General features: G+C 63.2%; 24 protein-coding genes. 4 read left to right on the forward strand and 20 right to left on the reverse strand.

Translation table 11 applies throughout. The features are described from left to right. From GQ651_RS17125 to GQ651_RS17145, 5 genes are all read right to left on the reverse strand, one after another. Positions 1–123 (reverse strand): GTP-binding protein (locus GQ651_RS17125; protein ID WP_227258212.1); only part of this gene is annotated, 123 nt, incomplete at its 3' end. Positions 124–159: 36 nt separating this feature from the next. Then, positions 160–2283: an elongation factor G gene (gene fusA, locus GQ651_RS17130; protein WP_160765507.1), complete on the reverse strand. Its 2124-nt coding sequence runs from the start codon at positions 2281–2283 to the stop codon at positions 160–162. Between the two features lie 22 nt (positions 2284–2305). Beyond that, positions 2306–2776: a 30S ribosomal protein S7 gene (rpsG, locus tag GQ651_RS17135; protein WP_160765508.1), complete on the reverse strand. Its 471-nt coding sequence runs from the start codon at positions 2774–2776 to the stop codon at positions 2306–2308. A gap of 12 nt (positions 2777–2788) precedes the next feature. Beyond that, positions 2789–3160: a 30S ribosomal protein S12 gene (gene rpsL, locus GQ651_RS17140; RefSeq protein WP_076980154.1), complete on the reverse strand. Its 372-nt coding sequence runs from the start codon at positions 3158–3160 to the stop codon at positions 2789–2791. Between the two features lie 272 nt (positions 3161–3432). Then, positions 3433–4323, reverse strand: coding sequence for a DMT family transporter (locus tag GQ651_RS17145; protein ID WP_160765509.1), 891 nt, complete (start codon positions 4321–4323; stop codon positions 3433–3435). Positions 4324–4421: 98 nt separating this feature from the next. On the opposite strand from GQ651_RS17145, the gene GQ651_RS17150 reads away from it, so the two are divergent. Next, entirely contained in the window at positions 4422–5186 is a 765-nt protein-coding gene (locus GQ651_RS17150) for a LysE family translocator (protein WP_160765510.1), read from the forward strand. A 102-nt stretch (positions 5187–5288) separates the two neighbouring features. Here GQ651_RS17150 and rpoC read toward each other — a convergent pair whose 3' ends face one another. From rpoC to rplJ, 4 genes are all read right to left on the reverse strand, one after another. Beyond that, on the reverse strand, positions 5289–9524 hold the full coding sequence (gene rpoC / locus GQ651_RS17155; RefSeq protein WP_160765511.1) for a DNA-directed RNA polymerase subunit beta': 4236 nt from the start codon (positions 9522–9524) through the stop codon (positions 5289–5291). Between the two features lie 47 nt (positions 9525–9571). Further along, positions 9572–13708 carry a DNA-directed RNA polymerase subunit beta gene (gene rpoB, locus GQ651_RS17160; protein WP_160765512.1) on the reverse strand — a complete coding sequence of 1379 codons (4137 nt, stop codon included), beginning with the start codon at positions 13706–13708 and terminating at the stop codon, positions 9572–9574. A 237-nt stretch (positions 13709–13945) separates the two neighbouring features. Beyond that, on the reverse strand, positions 13946–14326 hold the full coding sequence (rplL, locus tag GQ651_RS17165; protein ID WP_160765513.1) for a 50S ribosomal protein L7/L12: 381 nt from the start codon (positions 14324–14326) through the stop codon (positions 13946–13948). Between the two features lie 66 nt (positions 14327–14392). Beyond that, on the reverse strand, positions 14393–14911 hold the full coding sequence (gene rplJ, locus GQ651_RS17170; protein ID WP_160765514.1) for a 50S ribosomal protein L10: 519 nt from the start codon (positions 14909–14911) through the stop codon (positions 14393–14395). A 366-nt stretch (positions 14912–15277) separates the two neighbouring features. On the opposite strand from rplJ, the gene GQ651_RS17175 reads away from it, so the two are divergent. Then, positions 15278–15652 (forward strand): rhodanese-like domain-containing protein, encoded by a 375-nt coding sequence (locus GQ651_RS17175; protein WP_160765515.1) that lies wholly within the window; start codon positions 15278–15280, stop codon positions 15650–15652. Between the two features lie 104 nt (positions 15653–15756). Here GQ651_RS17175 and GQ651_RS17180 read toward each other — a convergent pair whose 3' ends face one another. The 6 genes from GQ651_RS17180 to fdhD form a co-directional block, all read right to left on the reverse strand. Continuing rightward, positions 15757–17019, reverse strand: coding sequence for a molybdopterin-binding protein (locus tag GQ651_RS17180; protein ID WP_160765516.1), 1263 nt, complete (start codon positions 17017–17019; stop codon positions 15757–15759). Beyond that, positions 17007–17720 (reverse strand): molybdopterin guanine dinucleotide synthesis, encoded by a 714-nt coding sequence (locus tag GQ651_RS17185; RefSeq protein ID WP_319637481.1) that lies wholly within the window; start codon positions 17718–17720, stop codon positions 17007–17009. Before GQ651_RS17185 ends, GQ651_RS17180 begins: the two co-directional genes overlap by 13 nt. 137 nt (positions 17721–17857) lie before the next feature. Then, on the reverse strand, positions 17858–18352 hold the full coding sequence (gene mobB, locus GQ651_RS17190; protein ID WP_160765518.1) for a molybdopterin-guanine dinucleotide biosynthesis protein B: 495 nt from the start codon (positions 18350–18352) through the stop codon (positions 17858–17860). Continuing rightward, positions 18349–18954 (reverse strand): molybdenum cofactor guanylyltransferase MobA, encoded by a 606-nt coding sequence (gene mobA, locus GQ651_RS17195; RefSeq protein WP_160765519.1) that lies wholly within the window; start codon positions 18952–18954, stop codon positions 18349–18351. Before mobA ends, mobB begins: the two co-directional genes overlap by 4 nt. Then, complete coding sequence (locus tag GQ651_RS17200) at positions 18951–19478, reverse strand: hypothetical protein (protein WP_160765520.1); 528 nt, start codon at positions 19476–19478, stop codon at positions 18951–18953. Before GQ651_RS17200 ends, mobA begins: the two co-directional genes overlap by 4 nt. Before the next feature lie 31 nt (positions 19479–19509). Then, positions 19510–20391, reverse strand: coding sequence for a formate dehydrogenase accessory sulfurtransferase FdhD (gene fdhD, locus GQ651_RS17205; protein WP_160765521.1), 882 nt, complete (start codon positions 20389–20391; stop codon positions 19510–19512). 96 nt (positions 20392–20487) lie between these two features. Between fdhD and GQ651_RS17210 the strand changes: the two genes are divergently transcribed. Both GQ651_RS17210 and GQ651_RS17215 read left to right on the forward strand, forming a co-directional pair. Then, a complete protein-coding gene (locus tag GQ651_RS17210) occupies positions 20488–21153 on the forward strand; it encodes an AzlC family ABC transporter permease (RefSeq protein ID WP_227258346.1) in 666 nt (221 codons plus the stop codon). Continuing rightward, a complete protein-coding gene (locus GQ651_RS17215; RefSeq protein WP_160765523.1) occupies positions 21150–21476 on the forward strand; it encodes an AzlD domain-containing protein in 327 nt (108 codons plus the stop codon). Before GQ651_RS17210 ends, GQ651_RS17215 begins: the two co-directional genes overlap by 4 nt. Here the strand turns inward: GQ651_RS17215 and GQ651_RS17220 are convergent. The 5 genes from GQ651_RS17220 to GQ651_RS17240 all read right to left on the reverse strand — a co-directional run bounded on the left by GQ651_RS17220 (position 21473) and on the right by GQ651_RS17240 (position 25554). After that, positions 21473–22105 carry a hypothetical protein gene (locus GQ651_RS17220; RefSeq protein ID WP_160765524.1) on the reverse strand — a complete coding sequence of 211 codons (633 nt, stop codon included), beginning with the start codon at positions 22103–22105 and terminating at the stop codon, positions 21473–21475. The genes GQ651_RS17215 and GQ651_RS17220 overlap by 4 nt on opposite strands. A gap of 4 nt (positions 22106–22109) precedes the next feature. Then, positions 22110–22244: an aa3-type cytochrome c oxidase subunit IV gene (locus tag GQ651_RS17225; protein ID WP_160765525.1), complete on the reverse strand. Its 135-nt coding sequence runs from the start codon at positions 22242–22244 to the stop codon at positions 22110–22112. Between the two features lie 94 nt (positions 22245–22338). Beyond that, the gene (locus GQ651_RS17230; RefSeq protein WP_160765526.1) at positions 22339–22800 is read right to left on the reverse strand and encodes a DUF6173 family protein; all 462 of its coding nucleotides are present in this window, start codon (positions 22798–22800) and stop codon (positions 22339–22341) included. Continuing rightward, positions 22793–23848, reverse strand: a complete 1056-nt coding sequence (locus tag GQ651_RS17235; protein WP_160765630.1) for an MBL fold metallo-hydrolase — start codon at positions 23846–23848, stop codon at positions 22793–22795. The genes GQ651_RS17230 and GQ651_RS17235 overlap by 8 nt, the downstream gene beginning before the upstream one ends. After that, positions 23848–25554 (reverse strand): acyl-CoA dehydrogenase, encoded by a 1707-nt coding sequence (locus tag GQ651_RS17240; RefSeq protein WP_160765527.1) that lies wholly within the window; start codon positions 25552–25554, stop codon positions 23848–23850. Before GQ651_RS17240 ends, GQ651_RS17235 begins: the two co-directional genes overlap by 1 nt. Positions 25555–25640: the final 86 nt, after the last annotated feature.

Below are 25640 nucleotides of genomic sequence, written 5' to 3' on the forward strand. Positions count from 1 at the left end.
CGCCTTGAAGTCGCCGAAATACTTCGTGATCGCAGCCGTCAGCGTCGTCTTGCCGTGGTCAACGTGACCGATCGTGCCGATGTTGACGTGCGGTTTCGTCCGTTCAAACTTTGCCTTTGCCATGATGGCCTCCTTATCTTTCTGAAGGTCGAAGCACGCTTACGCGTACTTCGCCTGAATCTCTTCGCTGATGTTCTGCGGGACCGCTTCGTAATGATCGAACTGCATCGTGAACTGCGCGCGGCCCGAAGACATCGAGCGCAGGTTGTTGATGTAGCCGAACATATTGGCGAGCGGGACCATCGCGCCGATGGCGATCGCGTTGCCGCGCGGTTCCTGGCCGGTCACCTGGCCCCGACGCGAGGTCAGGTCGCCGATGACGTTGCCGGTGTACTCTTCGGGCGTCACGACCTCGACCTTCATGATCGGTTCCAGAAGCTTCGCGCCGGCCTTCTTCATGCCTTCGCGCATACCCATACGGGCGGCGATTTCGAAGGCGAGAACGCTCGAGTCCACGTCATGGAACTTACCGTCGACCAGTGCGACCTTGAAGTCGATGACTGGGAAGCCGGCGAGCGGACCGGAGTCCATGACCGACTGGATGCCCTTTTCGACGCCGGGGATGTATTCCTTCGGCACCGAACCACCGATGATGCGGCTTTCGAACGAATAGCCCTCGCCCGGCTCTGTCGGGCTGATGATCATCTTGACCTCGGCGAACTGACCCGAACCACCCGACTGTTTCTTGTGGGTGTAGGTGTGCTCGACCTCTTTCGAGATCGTCTCACGATACGCCACCTGCGGCGCACCGATGTTCGCTTCGACCTTGAACTCACGCTTCAGGCGATCGACGAGGATGTCGAGGTGAAGTTCGCCCATGCCCTTCATGATGGTCTGGCCCGACTCGAGGTCGGTCTCGACGCGGAAGGACGGGTCTTCAGCGGCAAGGCGCTGAAGGCCGGCGGACATCTTTTCCTGGTCGGCCTTCGTTTTGGGCTCGACGGCGATCTCGATCACCGGATCGGGGAAAGTCATCGTTTCCAGAACGACCGGCTTCTGCTGATCGCAGAGAGTGTCGCCCGTGGTCGTGTCCTTGAGGCCAGCGAGCGCGATGATGTCGCCGGCATAAGCGGACTCGATCTCTTCCTGCTTGTTCGAGTGCATCATGACCATACGGCCGATGCGCTCTTTCTTGCCCTTGGTCGAGTTCAGAACGCTGTCGCCCTTCTTGAGTTGACCCGAATAGATACGGGTAAAGGTCAGCGTACCCATGAACGGGTCGTTCATGATCTTGAACGCAAGGCCCGAGAACGGCTGATCATCGTCCGCGCTGCGGGCAATGTTCCGCTCTTCCGTTTCGTCATCGGGCGCGAAGCCCATGTAGGCGGGAACGTCGAGCGGGCCGGGAAGGAAGTCGATGACTGCGTTCAGAAGCGGCTGAACGCCCTTGTTCTTGAAGGCCGAGCCGCCGAGAACCGGAACGAAGCTCAGGTTCAGCGTGCCCTTACGGATCAGAGCGCGGAGCGTATCGACGTCCGGCTCTTCGCCTTCGAGATAGGCCATCATCGCGTCGTCGTCCTGCTCGACGGCGTTCTCGATCAGGACCGAGCGCCACTCGTCGGCAGTGTCCTTGAGCTCGTCGCGGATCGGCTGACGCACCCAGGCAGCGCCCAGGTCCTCGCCTTTCCAGACCCACTCTTCCATGGTGATCAGGTTGACGATGCCTTCCAGCTTGTCTTCCGCACCGATCGGGAAGTTGACGGGAACCGGGGTCGCACCCGTACGGTCCTTGATCATCTTCACGCAGTTGAAGAAGTCGGCGCCGATCTTGTCCATCTTGTTGACGAAGACGAGACGCGGAACCTTGTAGCGGTCGGCCTGACGCCAAACGGTCTCGGTCTGCGGCTCGACGCCGGCGTTCCCGTCGAGAAGCGCGACCGCGCCGTCGAGAACGGCCAGCGAACGCTCGACTTCAATGGTGAAGTCGACGTGGCCTGGGGTGTCGATGATGTTGAAGCGGAACTTGGTGTCCGACGTGCCTTCGGCGGTCGGGTCTTCCTGACGCTGCCAGAAGGTGGTCGTGGCGGCCGAGGTGATCGTGATGCCGCGCTCCTGCTCCTGCTCCATCCAGTCCATCGTGGCGGCGCCGTCGTGGACTTCGCCAATCTTGTAGGACTTGCCGGTGTAATAAAGGATACGCTCGGTCGTCGTGGTCTTACCGGCGTCGATATGAGCCATGATACCGAAATTCCGGTACCGGCTGAGGGGGTAGTCGCGTGCCATCGGGGCTGCTCCTGAAACTCTGTTACCAGCGGTAGTGGCTGAACGCCTTGTTGGCGTCGGCCATCTTGTGCGTGTCTTCGCGCTTCTTCACGGCCGAGCCGCGACCGTTGACGGCATCGGCAAGCTCACCGGCGAGGCGTTCTTCCATGGTGTTCTCGTTGCGGTTCTTGGCGGCGGCGATGAGCCAGCGGATCGCCAGAGCCTCGCGGCGCTCGGGGCGCACTTCGACCGGAACCTGGTAAGTCGCACCACCAACACGGCGAGAGCGGACCTCGACCGACGGTTTGATGTTGTCGAGGCTCTCGTGGAACACTTCGAGCGGCGACTTCTTGAGACGGCTCTCGACCCGGTCGAACGCATTGTACACGATGCGCTCGGCGACGGATTTCTTGCCGTCGACCATCAGGTTGTTCATGAACTTCGTCAGAACCCGGTCGCCATATTTGGCGTCGGGCAGGACTTCGCGCTTCTCGGCGGCGTGACGACGGGACATCGGTTCTTCCTCTTACTTCGGACGCTTGGCGCCGTATTTCGAACGACGCTGCTTACGGTCTTTGACGCCTTGGGTGTCAAGAACACCGCGAAGGATGTGATAACGGACGCCTGGAAGGTCTTTCACACGGCCGCCACGGATCAGGACCACCGAGTGCTCCTGAAGGTTGTGGCTTTCACCGGGGATGTAGCTGATCACCTCGAACCCATTGGTCAGGCGCACCTTGGCAACCTTCCGCATGGCCGAGTTCGGCTTCTTCGGCGTCGTGGTATAGACGCGTGTGCAAACGCCACGCTTCTGAGGGCACCCTTCAAGGTGCAGCGACTTGGAGCGTTTGACTTTCGGCTGCCGGGGCTTCCGGATCAGCTGTTGGATCGTGGGCATTGGGTCTCGTTCCCCGTGTTGCAACACTTCATTTCGTGGGGCGCGCGCACCCCGGTTCGGCTTTCGCGTTATCGTGCGTCCACGAAAACGCATTGAACCGCAGCGCTCCCGATTTCGGGGAACACGCGGTGGGTATCCAGAGGATCGGGGCCAATCGGCCCGGATCGTGACCACTTCAGTTCTGTAAAAGGCTGGACCGGCACTGACGCCGATCGCCCGAGTTCGCGCCGTATAGAGGGAGTCGGAATCGCTGTCAACAGCCGCCGGCGCTGTTAGGTGGCGCTCTGCCTGCCCGGCCCGGGACCACGCGCCTGACGCTCGCGCCAGAGGGTGAAAAGCCCGGTCGCCACGATCAGCGCGGCACCTGCCATGGTCACGCGGTCCGGCCAGTCGCCGAAGACCAGATAGCCCAGTATCAGGGCCACCAGAAGCGCGCTGTAGCGAAACTGCGTGACCACGCCGATTTCGCCCCGCCGCATCGCCATGACCGAGGCCAGATAACCGATGATGATCGCCCCCACGGACCCTGCCATCCAGAACCAGTCGCGGGGGACCATGGGCACCCAATCGGTGCCAAGTGCGCCCGCCGCGGCAAAGGCCAGCACCGCGCAGGAGGTGAGGAATGCGACTGACACCGAAGGGACAGCCGCCGACAGCCGCCGCGCCGCCAGATCGCGCACCGTGACGCAGGCCACCGCCAGGAGAGCGTAGACCGAATACAGGCTGAACCCCTCCGTTCCCGGCCGCACGATCAGCATGACGCCGGCAAATCCGATCCCGATGGCGACGAAGCGGCGCCATCCCACCGGCTCGCGCAGGAATAGCGCCGCGGCCAGCGTCACCGTGAGCGGCAAGGCCTGAATGATCGCGGTCAGGTTCGCCAGCGGCAGATGGAAGAGCGCATTGATAAACGCCGCCGCCGCCCCGATCTCTGCCACGCTCCGCAGTCCGACCAGCGCAAGGTCGGACCGGGCATAGCGATAGCGGAAATGCCCGGTGACCATGAGCAACACGCCCAGAAACGCAACTGTGCCGAGGCTTCTGAGAAGGAGTATCTGAAAGAAAGGCAGATGAGTGCCCATCAGCTTCACGAACGTATCGTTGATGGCGAAGGCCGCCATCGAGAGCGACATCAGAATTGCGCCTTGGGTATTCGGTGTCATGGGGGTGGTTCAGGAACGACGAGGGCCGGGCTTGACCTTGCTCTCCAATACGCGGCGGACCGGACAGAGACAATGGAGGCCTTTGGGAACCTGACCGCATGAATGCCATGTTGCGGCGCTGCGCGGCTTTGCGAAATTGGGAGCGCAATGGGTTTAAACGTTGCCAAGTAACGTGTTTTCATGAAGCCGCATGCTTAATGAATTTCATAGAAAAGGACGCACCTGAAATGGCTTTGGACGCGTGGCTCCTGTTTTCCCTGGCAATTCTGGTTGCATCGATCTCACCCGGTCCGAATGTTCTCGTCGTTATTGTCAATTCCGCCAGGCACGGGTTGCGCGGCGCTTTCTGGACGATCTTTGGCAATCTGACCTGTTTGTTCGGTGTGGCGCTTTTGGCCTCGGTCGGCGTAGGCGCCATGATCGCAACAGCGCCGACCGCATACGCCGTCATGAAGCTGGCTGGTGGGCTCTATCTTGCATGGCTGGGCTTCAAGATCCTGCGAAACTCGTTTGGACCGATGCAGGAATTGAAGATGGATCAGCGGACATCCGAAGGCCGGAATGTCGCGAAATCCACGCTGTTTCTCGAGGCGGTCGCGATTTCGGCCAGCAATCCCAAGTCGATACTGTTTCTGTCCGCTGTCTTTCCCCAGTTTCTGGATACGTCCAATCCTGTCGCTCCGCAGTTCTGCGTGATGTTCGCCACGATCATTGCCATCGTAACCGTCATTCACGGTGGCTATGCGTTCCTGGCGGTGTCGCTGAGCCAAAGGCCGGTGAGTGTCGCGCTACGGCGGTGGCTGGCGCGCCTGACTGGTACGACGTTCATCGGGCTGGGCGCTGGCGTCGCTTTCTCCAGATAGAGATCCTCGCGTCCCTCGAGGCAACTTCACGCTATCCTCCCTGCCCCGCAAAGAAAAAGCCCCGCCGAAGCGGGGCTTTTCAGTTCTTCAGGCGACGTGGGGTCAGTCGCGGCTTTCCGGGGTTTCCACCAGTTCGGCCTCGATGTCGGTCACGTCGTCGTCCATGGGCGCGGCCAGCGCTGCGGCTGCTTCCGCCTCGGCCTGAGCTTCCTGAATGACCTTCAGGTCGCGTTCGGCCGCGATGCGGCGGACCTTCTGGGTCGCCCCGCCGGTACCGGCCGGGATCAGGCGTCCGACGATCACGTTCTCCTTCAGGCCGACAAGCGTGTCGCGCTTGCCCTGCACCGAGGCTTCGGTGAGCACGCGGGTCGTCTCCTGGAACGACGCCGCCGAGATGAACGACCGGGTCTGAAGCGAAGCCTTGGTGATCCCGAGAAGGATCGGCTCGCCCTCTGCCGGACGCCGGCCTTCGGCCAGCGCCTTTTCGTTCGCCGCGTCGAATTCGGCCTTGTCGACATGCTCGCCCTTGAGGAGCGTCGTCTCGCCCGAGTCCTGGATCTCCCACTTCTGGAGCATCTGGCGCACGATGACTTCGATGTGCTTGTCGTTGATCTTCACGCCCTGAAGACGATAGACGTCCTGCACCTCGTTGATCATGTAATCGGCCAGTGCCTCGACACCCATGACAGACAGAATGTCATGCGGCGCGGGGTTGCCGTCCATGATGTAGTCACCCTTCTGGACGAAGTCGCCTTCGACCACCGGGATGTGCTTGCCCTTGGGCACCATGTACTCGACCGGCTCCATCGTCTCGTCGGCAGGCTCGATCGCAATCCGGCGCTTGTTCTTGTAGTCGCGCCCGAATTTCACGTAGCCGTCGATTTCGGCGATGATCGCGTGGTCCTTGGGACGGCGCGCTTCGAAGAGTTCGGCAACACGCGGCAGACCACCGGTGATGTCCTTCGTCTTTGCACCCTCGCGCGGGATACGCGCGACGGGGTCGCCCGCCTTGACCTCGGACCCGTCCTCGACCGACAGAATGGCATCCACCGACATCGGATAGGTGATCGGGTTGCCCTGATCGTTCCGCACAGGTTCGCCATCCTCGCCGACGAGGATGATTTCGGGCTTGAGGTCGCTGCCCTTGGGTGCCGAGCGCCAGTCCGACACGATCTTCTGGGTCATGCCCGTCGCATCGTCGGTCTCGTCCCGGACGGAGATGCCCGAAACAAGGTCGACGAACCGCACAGTCCCCGCCTTTTCGGCGATGATCGGCAGCGTGTACGGGTCCCATTCAAAGAGCTTGGTACCGCGTGAAACGGTGTCGCCCTCTTTCGGGAAGACCTTGGTGCCGTAGCCCAGCTTGTGGCTGGCCCGCTCGACGCCGTTCTCGTCCACGATCGCAAGCTGCATGTTGCGGCCCATGACGATGGTTTCGCCGGCTTCGTTTTCCAGCGTGTTGGCGTTGCGGAACTCGATCTTGCCTTCCTGGCTGGCTTCGAGGAACGACTGCTGACCACCCTGCGCGATACCCCCGATGTGGAAGGTCCGCATGGTGAGCTGCGTGCCTGGTTCGCCGATCGACTGCGCGGCGATGATGCCGACAGCCTCGCCCTGGTTGACGAGCGTGCCGCGTGCAAGGTCACGACCATAGCACATCGCACAAACGCCCTCTTCCGCCTCACAGGTCAGCGGCGAGCGGATACGGACCGTCTGGATGCCGGCCGCCTCGATGGCGTCGGCCTTGCGTTCGTCGATCAGTTCGCCCTGCGCGACAACCACCTCGTCCGAACCCGGAACCAGCACGTCGTCTGCCGAGACACGGCCCAGCACACGCTCGGCCAGCGACGCGACAACCTCGCCATCGTTGACCGCCGGTTCCGCGGTGATCCCGTTCTCGGTGCCGCAGTCGTGCATGCGCACGATGCAGTCCTGCGCCACGTCCACCAGACGGCGGGTCAGGTAGCCCGAGTTCGCCGTCTTGAGCGCGGTATCGGCCAGACCCTTACGGGCGCCGTGGGTCGAGTTGAAGTACTCGAGCACGGTCAGGCCTTCTTTGAAGTTCGAGATGATCGGCGTTTCGATGATCTCGCCCGACGGCTTGGCCATGAGGCCGCGCATACCGCCAAGCTGCTTCATCTGCGCCGGCGAACCCCGCGCACCCGAGTGGCTCATCATGTAGACGCTGTTCGGCTCCATTTCGGCGCCGGCATCGTCTTTCCGCATGGCGGAGATATCCGCCATCATGGCGTTGGCCACGTCGTCCGAGCACTTGGACCAGGCGTCGACAACCTTGTTGTACTTTTCGCCCTGAGTGATCAGGCCGTCCATGTACTGCTGTTCGAACTCTTTCACCTGCTCGCGGACCTGATCCACGATCGACCACTTTGCGTCGGGGATGACCATGTCGTCCTTGCCGAACGAAATGCCCGCCTTGAAAGCTTCGCGGAAGCCCATGGTCATGATCTGGTCGCAGAAGATGACCGACTCTTTCTGACCGCAGTAACGGTAGACGGTGTCGATGACCTGCTGCACTTCCTTCTTCCGAAGAAGACGGTTGACCAGCTCGAACGGAGCCTTGGCGTTGAGAGGCAGAAGCGCGCCCAGCTTCACGCGACCGGGGGTGGTCTCGTACCGCTTGAACACTTCCTGACCGGTCTCGTCGATCTGCTTGACCCGCGCCTGAATCTTGGCGTGGAGATGCACCTCGCCCGCATCCAGCGCGTGCTGCACTTCGTCGGCATCGGCAAAGACCATGCCTTCGCCCTTCATGCCCTCGCGCTCCATCGAGATGTAATAGAGACCGAGGATCATGTCCTGCGAGGGAACGATGATCGGCGCGCCGTTTGCAGGCGACAGAACGTTGTTCGTCGACATCATCAGGACGCGCGCTTCCAGCTGGGCCTCAAGGCTCAGGGGCACGTGCACGGCCATCTGGTCGCCGTCGAAGTCGGCGTTGAACGCGGCACAGACCAGCGGATGAAGCTGGATCGCCTTGCCTTCGATCAGCGTGGGTTCGAACGCCTGGATGCCGAGACGGTGCAGGGTCGGAGCGCGGTTCAGAAGGACCGGGTGCTCGCGAATGACCTCGTCGAGGATGTCCCAAACCTCGGGACGCTCTTTCTCGACCAGCTTTTTCGCCTGCTTGACCGTGGACGACAGACCCTTGGCTTCAAGCCGCGAGTAGATGAACGGCTTGAACAGTTCGAGCGCCATCTTCTTCGGCAGGCCGCACTGGTGCAGCTTCAGTTCGGGGCCGGTCACGATGACCGAACGGCCCGAGAAGTCGACCCGTTTCCCCAGAAGGTTCTGGCGGAAGCGGCCCTGCTTGCCCTTGAGCATGTCCGAGAGCGACTTCAGCGGACGCTTGTTCGCGCCCGTGATGACGCGGCCGCGACGGCCGTTGTCGAACAGCGCGTCAACCGATTCCTGAAGCATCCGCTTTTCGTTCCGGATGATGATGTCCGGCGCGCGAAGCTCGATAAGGCGCTTCAGGCGGTTGTTCCGGTTGATCACCCGGCGGTAAAGGTCGTTCAGGTCCGACGTCGCGAAGCGGCCGCCATCGAGCGGCACCAGCGGACGCAGTTCCGGCGGGATCACCGGAATGACCGTGAGGATCATCCACTCGGGACGGTTGCCCGACTCGATGAAGTTCTCGACGATCTTCAGACGCTTGATGATCTTCTTCGGCTTCAGTTCACCGGTGGCCTCGGCCAGGTCCGCGCGAAGCTGCTCGGCCTCGGCTTCGAGGTCGATGTTCTGCAGCATCTCGCGGATGGCTTCCGCACCGATATTGGCCGTGAACGCGTCCAGGCCATACTGGTCCTGAGCGTCCATGAACTCTTCCTCGGTCATCAGCTGACCATAGGACAGGTCCGTGAGACCGGGTTCGATCACGACATAATTCTCGAAGTATAGAATGCGCTCCAGATCGCGGAGGGTCATGTCGAGCATCAGGCCGATCCGGCTGGGAAGCGACTTGAGGAACCAGATATGCGCAACGGGCGCGGCCAGTTCGATATGGCCCATACGCTCGCGGCGCACCTTCTGGAGCGTCACTTCCACACCGCATTTCTCGCAGACGACGCCGCGATACTTCATGCGCTTGTACTTGCCGCAAAGGCACTCGTAGTCCTTGATCGGCCCGAAGATACGGGCACAGAACAGACCGTCACGCTCGGGCTTGAACGTACGGTAGTTGATCGTCTCGGGCTTTTTGATTTCCCCGTAGGACCAGCTCAGGATGCGCTCCGGCGACGCGAGCGAGATCTTGATCTCGTCGAACGTCTTCGGCGCTGCGAGCGGGTTGAACGGGTTGGTTGTCAGTTCCTGGTTCATCTTGCGTCCTTAAATCTGAGGGAAAGTGAGAAGGGCGATGACCGCCCTCACTCGTCCTCCACCGAATCCAGGAGTTCCATGTTGAGGCCGAGGCCTCGAACTTCCTTGACCAGAACGTTGAAGCTTTCCGGCACGCCGGCCTCGAAGTTGTCCTCGCCCTTGACGATCGACTCGTAGACCTTGGTCCGGCCCGCGACGTCGTCCGACTTCACGGTGAGCATCTCCTGCAGCGTGTAGGCAGCGCCGTATGCTTCGAGCGCCCAAACCTCCATCTCGCCGAACCGCTGGCCGCCGAACTGGGCTTTACCGCCCAGGGGCTGCTGCGTGACGAGGCTGTAGGGCCCGGTCGAACGTGCGTGGATCTTGTCGTCGACAAGGTGGTGCAGCTTCAGCAGGTACTTGATACCCACCGTCACCGGCCGTGCGAATTTCTCGCCCGTGCGGCCGTCGAACAGGTCCGACTGCCCCGACTGCGAGAACCCGGCGCGCACCAGCGCGTCGTTCACATCGGCTTCCTTGGCACCGTCGAAGACGGGCGTTGCGATCGGCACGCCGCGGACGGCGTTGGCAGCCGCCTCGACCAGCCGGTCGTCGTCCATCTTGTCGAAGCCCTCGTCATAGACGTCGTCGCCATAGGCCAGCTTCAGCGCGTCCTTGACCGGGGTCAGGTCGCCCTTGCGGCGAAACTCGCCAAGCGCCTCGTCGATCTGGATGCCCAGACCGCGCGATGCCCAACCCATGTGGGTTTCAAGGATCTGGCCCACGTTCATCCGGCTCGGCACACCGAGCGGGTTCAGAACGAAGTCGACGGGGGTACCATCACCGAGGAACGGCATGTCCTCCATCGGAACCACCTTCGAGATGACGCCCTTGTTGCCGTGACGGCCGGCCATCTTGTCGCCCGGCTGAAGCTTGCGCTTCACGGCGACGAAGACCTTGACCATCTTCATCACGCCCGGCGGCAGGTCGTCGCCACGACGGACCTTTTCGACCTTGTCTTCGAACCGGTGATCGAGAGCGCGCTTCTGCGCCTCGTACTGAGCATTCAGCGCTTCGATCTGCTGCGCTTCTTCCTCTTCACCGATGGCAAGCTGCCACCACTGACCGCGGCTCAGGCTGTCGAGCAGATCCTCGTCGATGGTCGACTTGGCCTTGACGCCCTTCGGACCCTTCACGGCGACCTTGCCCATCAGCATGGACTTGAGACGCGCGTAGATGTTGCGCTCGAGGATGGCGAGTTCGTCGTCCCGGTCACGGGCCAGACGCTCGACTTCCTCACGCTCGATCTGAAGCGCACGTTCGTCCTTTTCGACGCCGTGACGGTTAAAGACCCGCACTTCGACGATCGTGCCGAAGTCGCCCGGCGGCAGGCGCAGCGACGTATCGCGCACGTCGGACGCCTTTTCACCGAAGATGGCGCGGAGGAGTTTCTCTTCCGGCGTCATCGGGCTTTCACCCTTCGGCGTGATCTTACCGACAAGGATATCGCCCGGCCCCACTTCGGCGCCGATATAGACGATGCCCGCTTCGTCAAGGTTGCGGAGCGCTTCCTCGCCGACATTCGGGATATCGCGGGTGATTTCCTCAGGCCCGAGCTTGGTGTCGCGGGCGGCGACTTCGAATTCCTCGATATGGATCGAGGTGAAGACGTCGTCGCGCACGATGCGCTCGGAGATCAGGATCGAGTCCTCGTAGTTGTAGCCGTTCCACGGCATGAACGCGACGACCACGTTCTTGCCGAGGGCCAGTTCGCCCATATCCGTGGACGGACCGTCAGCCACGACTTCGCCCTTGCCGACCGTGTCACCGACCTTCACCAGCGGACGCTGGTTGATGCAGGTGTTCTGGTTCGAGCGCTGGAACTTGCGCAGACGATAGATGTCGACACCCGGATCGCCCGGCTGAAGATCCTCGGTCGCCCGCACAACGATACGCTGCGCGTCCACCTGGTCGATGATGCCGGCGCGCTTGGCCATGATGGCCGCACCGGAATCCCGCGCCACGACCTCTTCGATGCCGGTACCGACGAGCGGCGCCTCGGCCTGAAGAAGCGGAACGGCCTGACGCTGCATGTTCGAGCCCATGAGAGCGCGGTTGGCGTCGTCGTTTTCCAGGAACGGAATGAGCGACGCCGCGACGGACACCAGCTGCTTGGGCGACACGTCGATCAGGTCGACCGTCTCGGTCGGCGCAAGCGTGTATTCGCCCGACTGGCGGGTGTTCACCATCTCGTTGGTGAACTTGCCCTTGTCGTCGAGGCTGGCGTTGGCCTGCGCCACGACATGGCGCATTTCCTCGGTCGCGGACATGTAGACCACGTCATCCGTGACCTGACCTTCCTTGACGCGGCGATACGGCGTCTCGATGAAGCCGTATTTGTTCACGCGGGCGAAGGTGGCCAGCGAGTTGATCAGACCGATGTTCGGGCCTTCCGGCGTCTCGATCGGGCACATCCGGCCATAGTGGGTCGGGTGCACGTCGCGCACCTCGAAGCCCGCACGCTCGCGGGTCAGACCGCCCGGTCCAAGGGCCGAAAGACGGCGCTTGTGGGTGACTTCCGAAAGCGGGTTGGTCTGGTCCATGAACTGGCTGAGCTGCGACGAGCCGAAGAACTCGCGCACGGCAGCCGCCGCCGGCTTGGCGTTGATCAGGTCCTGCGGCATCACCGTGTCGATTTCCACCGACGACATGCGCTCCTTGATGGCGCGCTCCATCCGCAGAAGACCGACGCGGTACTGGTTTTCCATCAGTTCGCCGACCGACCGCACCCGGCGGTTGCCGAGGTGGTCGATGTCGTCGATGTCGCCCTTGCCGTCGCGCAGTTCCACCAGCGCCTTGATGCAGGCGACGATGTCTTCCTTGCGGAGCGTGCGGACAGTGTCGGCGGCATCGAGGTCGAGACGCATGTTCATCTTGACCCGGCCAACGGCGGACAGATCATAGCGCTCGCTGTCGAAGAACAGCGTATCGAACAGCGCCGACGCGGCGTCGACGGTGGGCGGCTCGCCCGGGCGCATGACGCGGTAGATGTCCATGAGCGCGGTCTCGCGGCTCATGTTCTTGTCCGCGGCCATGGTGTTCCGCATGTACGGGCCGACCGTGACGTTGTCGATGTCGAGAACCGGGATCTCGCTCACGCCGGCATCCATCAGCTCTTTCAGGGTGCCGCCGGTGACATTGCCGTCCTTGTCGGTTTCCCAGGTCAGCTCATCGCCGGCCTCGACGTAGATGGCGCCGTTTTCCTCGTTGATGATATCCTTCGCGGCGTAGCGGCCGACGATGTTGTCGAAGGGCACCAGAAGTTCTTTGACCTGACCTTCGTCGATCAGCTTCTTGACCGCGCGCGGCGTGACCTTCTTGCCAGCCTCGGCAATGACTTCGCCGGTCTTGGCGTCGACCAGATCATAGGCCGGGCGCGTCCCCCGAACGCGCTCGGGGAAGAACTTGGTGACCCAGCCCTTGTTCTTCTTCAGCTTGAACGTGACCGTGTCGTAATAGGCATCCATGATGCCTTCCTGGTCCATGCCGAGCGAATAGAGGAGCGTCGTCACCGGCAGTTTGCGGCGACGGTCGATGCGCGCAAAGACGATGTCCTTGGCGTCGAATTCGAAATCGAGCCACGAGCCGCGGTAGGGAATGATCCGGCACGCAAAGAGGAGCTTGCCCGACGCATGGGTCTTGCCCTTGTCGTGGTCGAAGAACACGCCGGGCGAGCGGTGCATCTGGGACACGATCACGCGCTCGGTGCCGTTCACGATGAACGTCCCGTTCGGGGTCATCAGAGGCATGTCGCCCATGAAGACGTCCTGTTCCTTGATGTCCTTGACCGACTTGGCGCCGGTATCCTCGTCCACATCGAACACGATCAGACGCAGCGTCACCTTGAGCGGCGCGGAATAGGTCATGTCGCGCTGCTGGCATTCCTCGACATCGTATTTCGGCGCCTCAAGCTCGTATTTCACGAACTCGAGAACCGCGGTCTCGTTGAAATCCTTGATCGGGAAAACCGACTGGAAGACGCCCATTATGCCTTCGCCGTCCGCCGGCTCGGGCTGGTCGCCACTGTTGAGGAAAAGATCGTAGGAGGATTTCTGAACCTCGATCAGGTTCGGCATCTCCAGAACTTCACGGATTTTTCCGTAGTACTTACGAAGACGTTTCTGGCCAAGATAGGTCGTCGCCATGCTCAATAGCACCTTTCATCGTTCAGGGGCGCATCCGCGGTCGGGGGCCGCGATACGCCCGAGAAACAGGGGGAACCCGACAATACCTGAACGCCGTCCCACCGGCGCCCGCCCGTTCGGGTTCCGCGCCTTAGGAAATGCGGTATCCGTAACCGCCCTTCCTGAGACGCGGAAAGCCGGACCCGATTTTTCGGGTCCAGCCATCGCTTTGCGTTAGGCGGCAGACGCCGCCCGGCATTACTTGAGCTCGACTTCGGCGCCAGCCGCTTCGAGCTTGGACTTGATGTCCTCTGCCTCGGCCTTGTCGACGCCTTCCTTGACGGCTTTGCCGCCGGCTTCGACAAGGTCCTTGGCTTCTTTCAGACCAAGACCGGTGATCGCGCGAACTTCCTTGATCACGTTGATCTTCTGGGCACCGGCCGACTTGAGGATGACGTCGAATTCCGACTTTTCCTCTTCGGCAGCACCGCCGGCGTCGCCGGCAGGACCGGCCATCATGACCGCGCCACCAGCGGCGGGCTCGATACCGTATTCGTCCTTCAGGATGGTTTTCAGTTCCTGGGCTTCGAGAAGCGTGAGGTTCACGATCTCTTCAGCAAGTTTCTTCAGATCAGCCATTTCTGTCTTCCGTTTCCTAAGATGTGTTCCAACGCAGCGGTTTCAACCCCACGCAGGTCCATAGGTTCACGCGGCTTCCGCGCGTTCCTCGATTGTCGAAAGGATGCTCGCGATGTTCGAAGCGGGCGCGCCAACGGCCCCGGCGATGTTCGAAGCAGGTGCACCGATCTGCGCCACGATCGAAGCGATAAGCTCCTCGCGCGACGGCATGTCGGCAACTGCCTTGACACCAGCCTGGTCCAGCGCCGTATCACCCATTGCGCCGCCGAGGATGACCAGCTTCTGGTTGTCCTTGGCGTATTTGTCGACGACCCGTGCCGCAGCGGTCGGATCCTCGGAATAGGCGAGTACGGTCATGCCCGTCAGCAGGTCCCCGAGGCTTTCGTTCGGTTTTCCCTGAAGGGCGATTTTGGCGAGCTTGTTCTTGGCAACGCGAACGGACCCGCCCGCTTCACGCATGCGTGCGCGCAGGTCCTGCATCTCGGCAACCGTGAGACCTGCGTAGTGGGCAACGACCACAACGCCAGAGCTTTCGAAGATCTGGCCGAGTTCCTCGACCACTTTCTCTTTCTGGGCTCTATCCACAGTTTCACTCCAAGTTTGGAGGGCATGACCCTCCGGCTCTACAAGGGCATGGCCTGGGCCATACCCACTGGTCCGTACGGGTCCGTCAAAATCGCGCTTCAGCCTGGCTGAATGCGGTATTCTCTGTTCCCGTCTCGGGCAGGAATTATGGGCATCCGGTTCGATACCCACCCGCCGTCTTGGACGAATCGTCAAGGGGAAGCGCAGCACGCCTCCCCTCGACGCGCGCTCTCTAGAGGGAATCGCAGGGAATGTGAACCCCTGAGTTGAAGAAAACGTCGCAGCCGAAAGCAGATGGGGGCTGGCCCGTCTCCAGGCAGAGACTAAATGTCCGGGGAATACCGCGAACAGAAAGGACGCGAAGACATGAAAACCGCCGAGACCTACCTGGCCGAAGCCAATGACGTCGTTCCCAACATCACCCCCGAAGAGGGTATCGCCAAGCACGAAGCCGGCGACAGCGTCTTCATCGACGTGCGCGACAGCGGCGATATCGCCAAGAGCGGCACGATTGCCGGCGCCGAGCGTATTCCGCGCGGCTTCATCGAGTTCGCGGCGGATCCCGCGACCAAGTTTCACAACCCCGCCCTCGAGAAAGACGCCGACATCGTGCTGATCTGCGGCGCGGGCGGCCAGGCCGCGCTGGCCGGCAAGACACTTCGCGAGATGGGATACCGCAATGTCTCGAACGTGGGCGGTTTCTCGTCCTGGAAAGACGCGGGCGGCCCCGTCGAAGACTAATTCGTCTACCCTTGATTTCGGACGCTGAAGCGTCCGACCGGCTGGAGGGGCGCCGCCCCTCCAGACCTCCCCGGAGTATTTCCGAACAGAAGAAATCCGAGACGTCAGCGGAAGCTGGCGTAAGGGATGTAGCGCACGGGGTCGCCCGGCCTGATATGCGTGGGTCCGTCCCCGATCTCGACCAGTCCGTCAGCCCAGGCGAGACCCGAGATTCGGCCCGATCCTTCGGACCGGAACACTTCCGCATGGCCGTCCGCGTCGATCCGGGCGCGGAGGTATTCCCGGCGCCCCGGCTTTTTTCGTTTCTCGAAAGCGGCGGGCACGATGAAGCCCTGAGGCCGTTTCCATCCCTCGCCCGCCATCAGGCCGAGCGCGGGCCGGGCGAAGATCATCGTACAGACGAGCGAGGCAACCGGATTGCCCGGCAGTGCGAAGACCGGCCGGCCCTGCCAGACGCCCAGTGCCAGCGGCCGTCCCGGTTTGAGCGCAATGCGCCAGTCGGCGCGGCTGCCGGTCTCGCCCAGTAGCGCTGAGACGTGGTCCTCGTCACCCGCCGAGGCACCGCCCGAGGTCAGGATCACGTCGGCACGGGTGGCGGCCTCGTCCAGACGTGTGGCCAGGGCGGCGCGGTCGTCCCGAACGTGTCGGAGGTCCACCGCCTCAAAACGCCAGTCCCGAAGGAGCGACAGAAGCATCGGGCGGTTGGCGTCGTAGGTCCGGCCCGGGTCCGTTGAAGCGCCGCTTTCGACGATCTCGTCGCCGGTCGACAGTACGCCCACGCGGAGACGGTCGAACACCGTTACTTCGGACGCGCCTACCGCAGAAAGCAAGGCCAGTTCCGCCGGACCGAGGCGTTTACCCGCAGCCAGAGCGACGTCTCCTGCGGCAACGTCCTCGCCCGCCTTACGCGTGTTTGCGCCCGCCTTGATCGGACCCTGAAAGGCGATGTCCTTGCCGTCCGTGGTCACGTCCTCTTCCAGCACCACGGTATCGACACCTTGCGGCAGGATCGCTCCGGTAAGGATGCGCAGCGCATGCCCCTCTGGCACGGTACCAGGAAACGCTGCGCCTGCGGCAGCGCGACCCTCCGCGAGAGGCAATGTCTGTGGACCGTCGCCCGTCGACAGAGCCGCGAACCCGTAGCCATCCACGGCGGAATTGGCGGCGGGAGGGTTCGACCGGCGGGCGATCGCGTCTTCGGCAAGGATGAAGCCCTCAGCCCCGGCGAGGGGGCGCACGTTGCTCGCGACGCGGCAGTCGAGCGATGCGCGGAGCCGGTCGAGCGCGTCATCCACCGGGGTCCAGTCGACACCGGGCGGCAGCGCGAAACAGTCGTTCTTCAGGGGCGGCGGGGTCAGGCCGGACATAGTGCCTCCGCCAGTTCCCTTTCGTGTCCGAGGCCCAGGATCCAGCCCTCGACCGGCGCATGGATGTCCAGCATTCTGCTCAGTCGATCGGGCGGCATCGCGGCGAATGCGCGCGACAGAAGATCGACCTGCGCCCGGTCCTTGATCGGGTCTTCCGCGGCACGGACTTCGCCCGCCAGAAGCGACGGCCACACCTCGACGAGGGCGACGGGTGCGCTCAACGGCTCAAACGGCCAGACCGCGACCCTGTCAGGGAACCGTGCGCGCAGACGGGAAAGAAAAGCGCAGCCCGTCATCACCTGACCACCCACGGCGCCAGCGCCGCCCATCTGCCAGCACGTGAAGGTACCCTTGGCATGGCTTTCGCAGCGGCGGCGCTCGGACATGCCGTGGTCCGGAGTGCGGTCGTGTTTGCGGCGTGGCAGGCCGGGGTGGTCGCGCGCAGTGCCGTTGAACCAGAACGGACCTATACCGGCAAATCTTGCATTCAGACGGGCGGCCAATGCGAAGCGGTCGTTGCCTTCCGGCGTGTCCACGAGGGTCTCGGCAAGAAAGTTCCACATGGACAATGGATCGTCCGATCCGGTGACGGCGCGCGCGAAGCCCTCGGGATAGGCGAAAGGGAAGTCGAAGCCCAGAAGCAGACGTCGCCCTGCCTCTGTTTCGCGGTCGATCAGATCGGTCACCCAATTCCAGGCCACGTCGCGGTTCCGGAGATAGACAGGCTCCCGGCGTGTTCCAGCAATTACTGCACCGGCCCAAATCGCATCCTTGCGCGGACGGCCTCCCGTGTCGTTCCCGGCCGACCAATCGACAATCACGAAACTATCCCAAGCGCTCAAAGCCCCAGCTCCTTGGCGATGAAATCGGCGATGGCTACGGTGTCGTTCAGATCGAAGGTTGGTCGGTCATCAGCCGCAGCACCGCTGTCGGATGCGATGGCGCGCACGGTCGGGTCGTCCGTGGCGATGAGCGGGTTTCCGGTCTCTGCGCGATGCGCCTCGACCTTGGGATGCTGGTCGCGCTTGTAGCCTTCGACGAGCACCAGATCGACGGGCGATAGCTTGGCCAGAAGCGTCTCGAGCGGCATCTCGGCTTCTTCGCGCAGTTCATGCATCAAGGCCCAACGCTTGCGGCTGGAGAGCAGCACTTCGGTCGCCCCGGCCTGCCGGTGGCGGTGGCTGTCCTTGCCGGGGTGGTCCACGTCAAACACGTGATGTGCGTGCTTGACCGTAGATACGGTCAGGCCACGGCCCGTGAATTCAGTGACAAGGCGCTCCATCAGACCGGTCTTGCCGGAGTTTTTCCATCCGACGACTCCCCAGACCTTCACGTCTCATCCCCCAAGCAGCTCTCGGCCCGCTCCAGATCGTCGGGCGTGTTGACGTTGAAGAAGGGATCGACGCGCCCGACAGGGAAATCCGCGTAGGCGGTGCCGTGCCTGTCGGTCCAGAGGACGACCTTCCGAAGACCGTCGAGCAGCGATTGCCGAAGATCGTCGCGAAGCGCCACGGGCCAGAGGCCGAAGGTCGGGTGGCGGCCGTCTTCTGTCCGGGCAAGCGCGATGGGCCGCCCGTGCTCTTCGGCGGCGCGGATCAGGGCGGGGACGAGGTCGGCGGGAAAGAAGGGCGTATCGGCAGCGGCGGTGACGATGTGGCTGGCGCCCTGCCCCGCCGCCCAGTCGAGCCCCGCAAGGACACCGGCCAGCGGCCCGACATGACCTTCGATGGAGTCCGCGATGACCGGCAGACCGAGGTCGTCAAAACGGAACGGATCGCCATTGGCGTTAAGCGCAAGGTCCGCCACCTGCGGCTCGAGCCGGGCGATCACGCGGTCGAGGATCGTGGCGTCGCCGAGCTTTAGGCGGCCCTTGTCGCCGCCGCCCATGCGGGTCGCGAGGCCGCCGGACAGAATGATGCCGAGGGGTTGTTTCACGACGCGCCCCGCCACTCGGTAAGTTTCGACCGAAACTCTGGGCCCGGCATGTCGAGTGCATCGTCCGGCACCACGATCATCGAAATACCCGAGCGGATCACCGTCCCGCCCGAGACCGCGCGGATAGCATCGACGCCCTGCCAATCCAGGCGCCGTTCGCCGACGTCATCCGACAGCGAAATACCCCTCCCGCCGAAGACGGCCCGCGTCACTCCGGCACGCTCCCAATGGCGGCCGATCTCGTCCCAGAAGCGGCCCATTCGGGTCCGTTGCAGAAAGCCGAAGACGCCCACCATGAAGCCCGCGCCGACGAGGCCCCAGAGCACCAGCATGGGCGACAGCCCTGCAAGGCCGAGCGCACCGGCAAAGACCGCAATGGCAAGCCAGACACCCGCCCAGAAGAATGCACGCCGCGCGAAGGGCGCGGGCGGCACGACGCTCTGCCACCAGCCGGTCATGGCGCGGCGCCAGAGCGCGCGGTCGTAGACGATCTCGACCGAGATGCTGTCGGTCAGGTCCCTCATGCGCGGTGGCCCCGGGATGACGCCGTACCGATCATGCCTCGGCCCCCTTGCGGCGATGGCGCCGGTCCTCATCCGCGGCGGCGGAAGGGTCCGCGTCACGGATCAGCCGCTCTTCACCGGACAGGCAGTGAAAGCGCCGTCCCCGCATGCGCCCGATCAGGGTCAGCCCCACCTGCTGCGCGATATCGACGCCCCATGCGGTAAATCCCGAGCGGGAGGCCAGTACGGGAATGCCCATATGGGCGCATTTGATGACCATCTCCGAGGTCAGCCGCCCGGTGGTGTAGAGAATCTTGTCCGCACCGCTCACGCCCTCGGAGACCATCCAGCCGGCAATCTTGTCGACTGCGTTGTGACGGCCGACGTCCTCCATGTAGACAAGTGGGCGGTCTTCCTGACAGAGCACCGTGCCGTGGATCGCTCCTGCCTCAAGATAAAGCGAGGGCGTACGGTTGATGATGTTGGACAACGCATAAAGCCAAGACGTGCGGACCTCGGATTTGGGGAGCGTCAGCGCCTCGAGCCCTTCCATCATGTCGCCAAAGACGGTGCCCACGGCGCAGCCGCTGGTGCGGGTCTTCTTCCTGAGCTTTTCTTCATAGGTGGTAGTGCCGTCGGTGCGCACGACGACGGTTTCGAGTTCGTCGTCATAGTCGATGCCGGTTACGGCCTCACCGGGTGCCAGCATTCCCTGGTTCTTGAGAAAGCCAAGCGCGAGATATTCGGGGTAATCCCCGATGGTCATCGCGGTGACGATCTCCTGTCCGTTCAGGAAAATCGTGAGCGGACGCTCCTCGACCACAGCGATCTCGGAGGCGGTGCCGTTCTCGTCGATGCCGGACACGCGCCGGGTCAGGCCCTGCCTCTCGGGGTCGGGCGCGATCAGATATAAATGGGGGCCATCACGAAGCATGATTTGCCCTGCTCCCTCGTCTCAGGTATCGGCACCGCAAAAGACTAGATCGACGACATGCCAGCCACCACCTCAAATTCGCGTTTTCGTGCCGGTATGGCCGCCGCCCTGCCGTTTCTTCTGGTCGTCTTCCCTTTTGGCGTCCTCTTCGGTGTGGTCGCGACGGAGGCGGGGCTCGACCTTGTACAGACGATGGGCATGACCTTCGTCGTCATCGCGGGGGCGTCGCAATTCACCGCGGTGCAACTCATGTCCGAGAACGCGCCCGTGTGGACGGTGCTTGCGGCGTCGCTTGCGGTGAACCTGCGCATGGCGATGTACTCGGCCAGCCTGCAGCCCCATGTGGGCGCTGCCCCGTTCTGGGCCCGCGCGCTCGTCGGATACACGAATTTCGATCAGACCTACGCGATGTCGATGCTGGAATACGAGCGCGCGCCGGACATGACGCCGATGCAGAAGGTGGCGTATTTTCTTGGCGCGGCGACCACGATCATTCCCGGCTGGTGCGCGGCGACCTATGCGGGTGCCGTCGGCGGCGCGCTGATCCCGGACAGCGTCGGGCTGGAATTCGCCATGCCGATCATGTTCCTTGCCATGGTGGCGCCGATGGTGCGTTCGCTGGCACATCTGGCGGCCGCGGCAACATCGGTAATCGTCGCGCTTCTGGCCGCAGGTTTGCCGTCGGGGGTCGGGCTTCTGGTGGCGGCCTTCGCCGCCATGCTCGTCGGCGCAGAAGTGGAACGGCGAAGAGGCGGAGCATGACGTATTCGGACGCGACCATCTGGTGGATCATCGTTGCCCTCGGCCTCGGCACCTACCTGATCCGTTTTTCCTTCCTCGGACTGATCGGGGCGCGGCAACTGCCTGAATGGCTGCTTCGCCATCTTCGCTACACGCCCGTCGCAGTTTTGCCAGGCCTCGTTGCGCCGCTGGTACTGTGGCCCGCGATGAACGGCGGACAGACCGATCCTGCGGGACTTGCTGCAGCAGTTGCGACCTTCGCGATCGCATGGTGGCGGAAGAACGTCCTTTTGGGCGTCGCTTCAGGCGCTCTGACGCTGACCGCGCTGAATATGGTGCTTTAGCCCTGAGGTCGGCTCTGGGACGCAACCATCAGGACATTATGGTTCTTGTCCGCGTCATCGTCGCTGATAACGCGCCGCGTCGCACCCGTGGCCTCGCCGAACTGCTCTGAGAGGCTGTTAGGGAAATAGGTGGTCCGCACCCCTTCGAAGCCCGGAACGTCTTGCAGGATACGAGCTATGGATAGCGAGCACTGCGCCTTTGGCACCGCGCCATAGTCCTTGACCAGTGCGGTCAGGCGACGCGCCTGATCGAGCGTAACGGGGGCCTCTTGCACCACGACATCGAAGGTCTCGCGCGCGTGGTAGTCGATATAGACGTCGACCGCGCGCTTGGTCATGCCGAAGTGTACGTCGTTCCGCTCGGGCGCGAAGGGTAGGCGAAAGGTGCCTGCCGGATCGAAAAGAATGCGTTCGTCGCCGTTGATCAGAAGTCCGGAATGCCCGCCAGAGCCGTTCCGCGTGCTGACCACCGTGAAGAGCGTGACGGACGGCGGCGCGTCATGCACGTAGCGCGCTCGTGCGACGGCATCGTCCGGCGCCCAGACAGGCTCCGCCGGGCCGCCACAGGCCGACAGGAATAGTAACAGGGCAAGGGAACAGGCCGCGTGCCTATTCCGCAAGGCGCCCATCACGTCAGGAGTTGAAGATCGCCAGGAAAATCAGAATGCAGATGGCAACGATTGCGACGTTCTTCGACCAGCGCATGAAACCTGCGAACGTCTTTTCCTGTTCTTCGATGTTCATTTCGCCCGGGCGATATTCGGCCATGACAGTCTCCGGTTCCGATTTTCGCCCGTGCTACCCCAAGTCGCGGCGGCTGTCACGGGGGCAATGACGGGCGTCTTGCCGCATCTCCCGAGGGTCACGCCTCGTCCAGCCCTTTGGCCAGCTCGAAGCCGATACGGCGCGGCGCAGCGGTCTCGTCCGGCTTCTTCGTCGCGCGAAGAAGAACGTTCAACTGGCTTACATGCTGGACAAGCTGCACCCGCGCGCCAGTGCCATCGGTGCCATAGAAGGTCACAAGGTCGGGGTCGAAATAGCCCAGCCCCTCGATCTTCAGCACGCCTGCCCCTGTATCGGTAAAGCCCATGGCGACTTCGTGCTCGTTATCCAGCGTCTTCTCGAAGCCCTTGATATAGAGGATCAGCCGCTCATAGGCCCATTCGGCAGGGCTTTTCTTTTCAAAGGGCTTCTTTTGCACCGCTTCCGGCAGCGGCTCCTGCTCGGGTGTCAGGCCGGTCTCGGGGTCGGCATGAACCGCGCGCCCCGGACGCATCGCAGCGGCCTCGGCGTATTCCGCTGTCGTTCTGATCTCGTCATCCATTCTGCCCGTCCTTCATCCAGAAGCGTCGGGCGCCGTCTGCGTCGTCACGGCGCTCGACCTCGCCAGCGTGCCAGAGGTGATTGCAATGTGCCACCGCCTCGACAAGGGCAAGGCCGTACTCCCCCGCGCCGATCCGGCGCCGGAAAAGCGGATCGAAGCAATCGGCCGCCGTGCGCGGCTCGGACAGATGCGCGCGGAGACGGGCGAGCGCACCGTGGTGATTCTCGGCCAGTTGATCCAGACGAGAGGGAAGACCGCGATAGGGCAGCTTGTGCCCCGGCAGGACAAGATGTTCCGTCGTGGCATGGGGGCGGAAGACCTCAATCGATGCCAGCCATTCTGCGACCGGGTCGGCCTCGGGCTCTGTCGCGTAAACGCCGAGATTGGGCGAGATCGAGGGCAAGAGCTGATCACCGCCCAACACAACCTCGCCGTCATGAGACCAGAAGGTGGCGTGGTCCGGCGCATGACCCTGACCGAAGCGGATGGTCCAGTCGCGACCGCCGAGACGGATCGTGCGGCCGTCTTCCAGCCGATCGTATCCAAGCGGGATCGGTGCGACAGCGTCCGCGAAGTTGAAAGGCCGCTCTGACAGCCGCTTCTGCAACAGGTCGTCCGGCATTCCGGCCCGCCGCCAGAAGCGCTCGGTCTCCGGGGTCGGGCGCGTCTGCTCATCCAGCGTCAGCATTCGCGCGGTCAGCCATGCGACACGGCTGGCGAGCAGCTCGGCGCCATGCTCACTCGCAAACCAGCCTGCAAGGCCCACATGGTCGGGATGATGATGGGTAAGGACAACGCGCTTAATGGGTTTGCCCCGGAGCGGCCCATCGAGCGCCGTCTGCCATATGTCCCGCGATTTACGGCTGTCGAAGCCGGTGTCGATCAGCGTCCAGCCGTCGCCCTCGTCCAGCGCGTAGATATTGACATGGTCCAGCGCCATTGGAAGCGGGAACCTGAGCCAGAGGACGCCCTCGGCCACAGGCACGGCCTCGCCCGGATCGGGCGTGTCGGGGAACGGATAGCGGATCTCTCTCGGCCCGCCGTCCATCACGCGACGAGGTCTTCCACCGTCAGATCGAAGAGACCTGCCGAGCCGATCCGCGCCTGGCTCAGAAGCGCGCCATGCTCGGGCAGAAGCCGCGTGACGTAGAACTGCGCCAGCGCTGTCCGGGGACCCGGCGCGTCTTCGGTCATCGCAGCCTTCAAGTGGAAGTGCCCGCCCAGAACGCGCGCAAAAGCCTTGGCATAGGGCACCGCGCCCGGAAACCGGTCTTCCAGATCGGCGGACACCAGCCACTCGGTCGCCTCACGGAGGGTTTCCGCCGCGCCCCAGACAGCCTCGGCAAGCTGCGGGTGCCGGCCACGGGCCTCTTCCGCCAGCGCCTCGACTTCGTCCAGAAGCCGATAGGCCGCCTCGCCGCCATCCATCATCTTGCGGGCGACAAGGTCCATCGCCTGAATTCCGTTCGTGCCTTCATAGATCGAGGTGATGCGCGCATCGCGCAGGAACTGCGCTGCACCGGTTTCCTCGACATAGCCCATGCCGCCGTGGATCTGGATGCCCTCGTTGGCGACCGCGATCCCGGTGTCGGTCGCAAAGCCCTTGGCGATCGGCGTCAAGAGCGCCGCCCGCGCCGACCAGTCGGCATCGCCCGTCGCCTTCGCCATGTCGACGGCGACGGCGGCGGACAGGACGACAGAGCGCGCAACGAAGGTGTCGGCCTTCATGGCCGTCAGCATCCGCCGGACATCGGCATGTTCGATGATGGCCCCTGTGCCGCCGGCCCGGCCCTGTTTCCGCTCGCGCGCATAAGCCGCCGCGTGCTGGAACGCGGCCTCGGCGATCCCGGCGCCTTGGCTTGCCGTTCCGATACGGGCGTTGTTCATCATCGTGAACATCGCCGCCATACCGCCGTTGGGCTCACCCACCAGCCAGCCGGTCGCGCCGTCATATTCCATGACCGCCGTCGGCGAGCCGTGGATGCCCAACTTGTGTTCGAGGCTGACAACGCGCAGGCTGTTGCGCTGCCCCGGCTCTCCGTTCTCGTCAGGGATGAACTTCGGCACGATAAACAGGCTGATCCCCTTGGTGCCCGGCACCGCATCGGGGAGCCGCGCCAGCACGAGGTGGCTGATATTCGACGCCATCTCGTGATCGCCCCAGGTGATGTAGATCTTCTGACCTGTGATCTTGTAGGTACCGTCATCCTGCGGCTCGGCCTTGGTGCGAAGCGCGCCCACATCGCTGCCCGCCTGCGGCTCGGTCAGGTTCATCGTACCGCTCCACTCGCCGGACACCAGTTTCGGCAGGTACACGTCCTTGATCGCATCAGAGGCATGGGCCTCGAGCGCCTCGATCTGGCCCTGGGTCAGCAGCGGGTTCAGTTGCAGCGCCATGCAGGCCCCTGTCATCATGTCGTTGATCGCCGTCGCCATGGCGAAAGGCAGGCCCATCCCGCCGAACTCCGCCGACGAAGACACCCCGATCCAGCCGCCTTCGACCATCGCATGATACGCTTCTTCAAAGCCCGGCGAGACGCGCACCACACCGTTCTCAAGCCGTGCCGGGGTCAGATCACCCTGCCGGTTGAGCGGTGCCATGACCCCGTCGCAGAAGCGGCCCGCCTCGGTCAGCACGGCTTCGGTCAGGTCAGGTGTCGCCTCGGCAAACCGCTCGGTGTCGCGCAGGGATGCGAAACCCGCGACATGTTCGAGAATGAACGAGATTTCCGATACAGGCGAAACGTAAGGCATTTTCAGGCTCCAGCGATCCCTTGTCCCCGCTCCATGGCGGGGCTAAGCGACAGTGACAACCTCTAGACCCAAAACCCAGCCGCCCC

The sequence above is a fragment of the Kangsaoukella pontilimi genome (assembly GCF_009830125.1).
Lineage (GTDB): Bacteria > Pseudomonadota > Alphaproteobacteria > Rhodobacterales > Rhodobacteraceae > Kangsaoukella > Kangsaoukella pontilimi.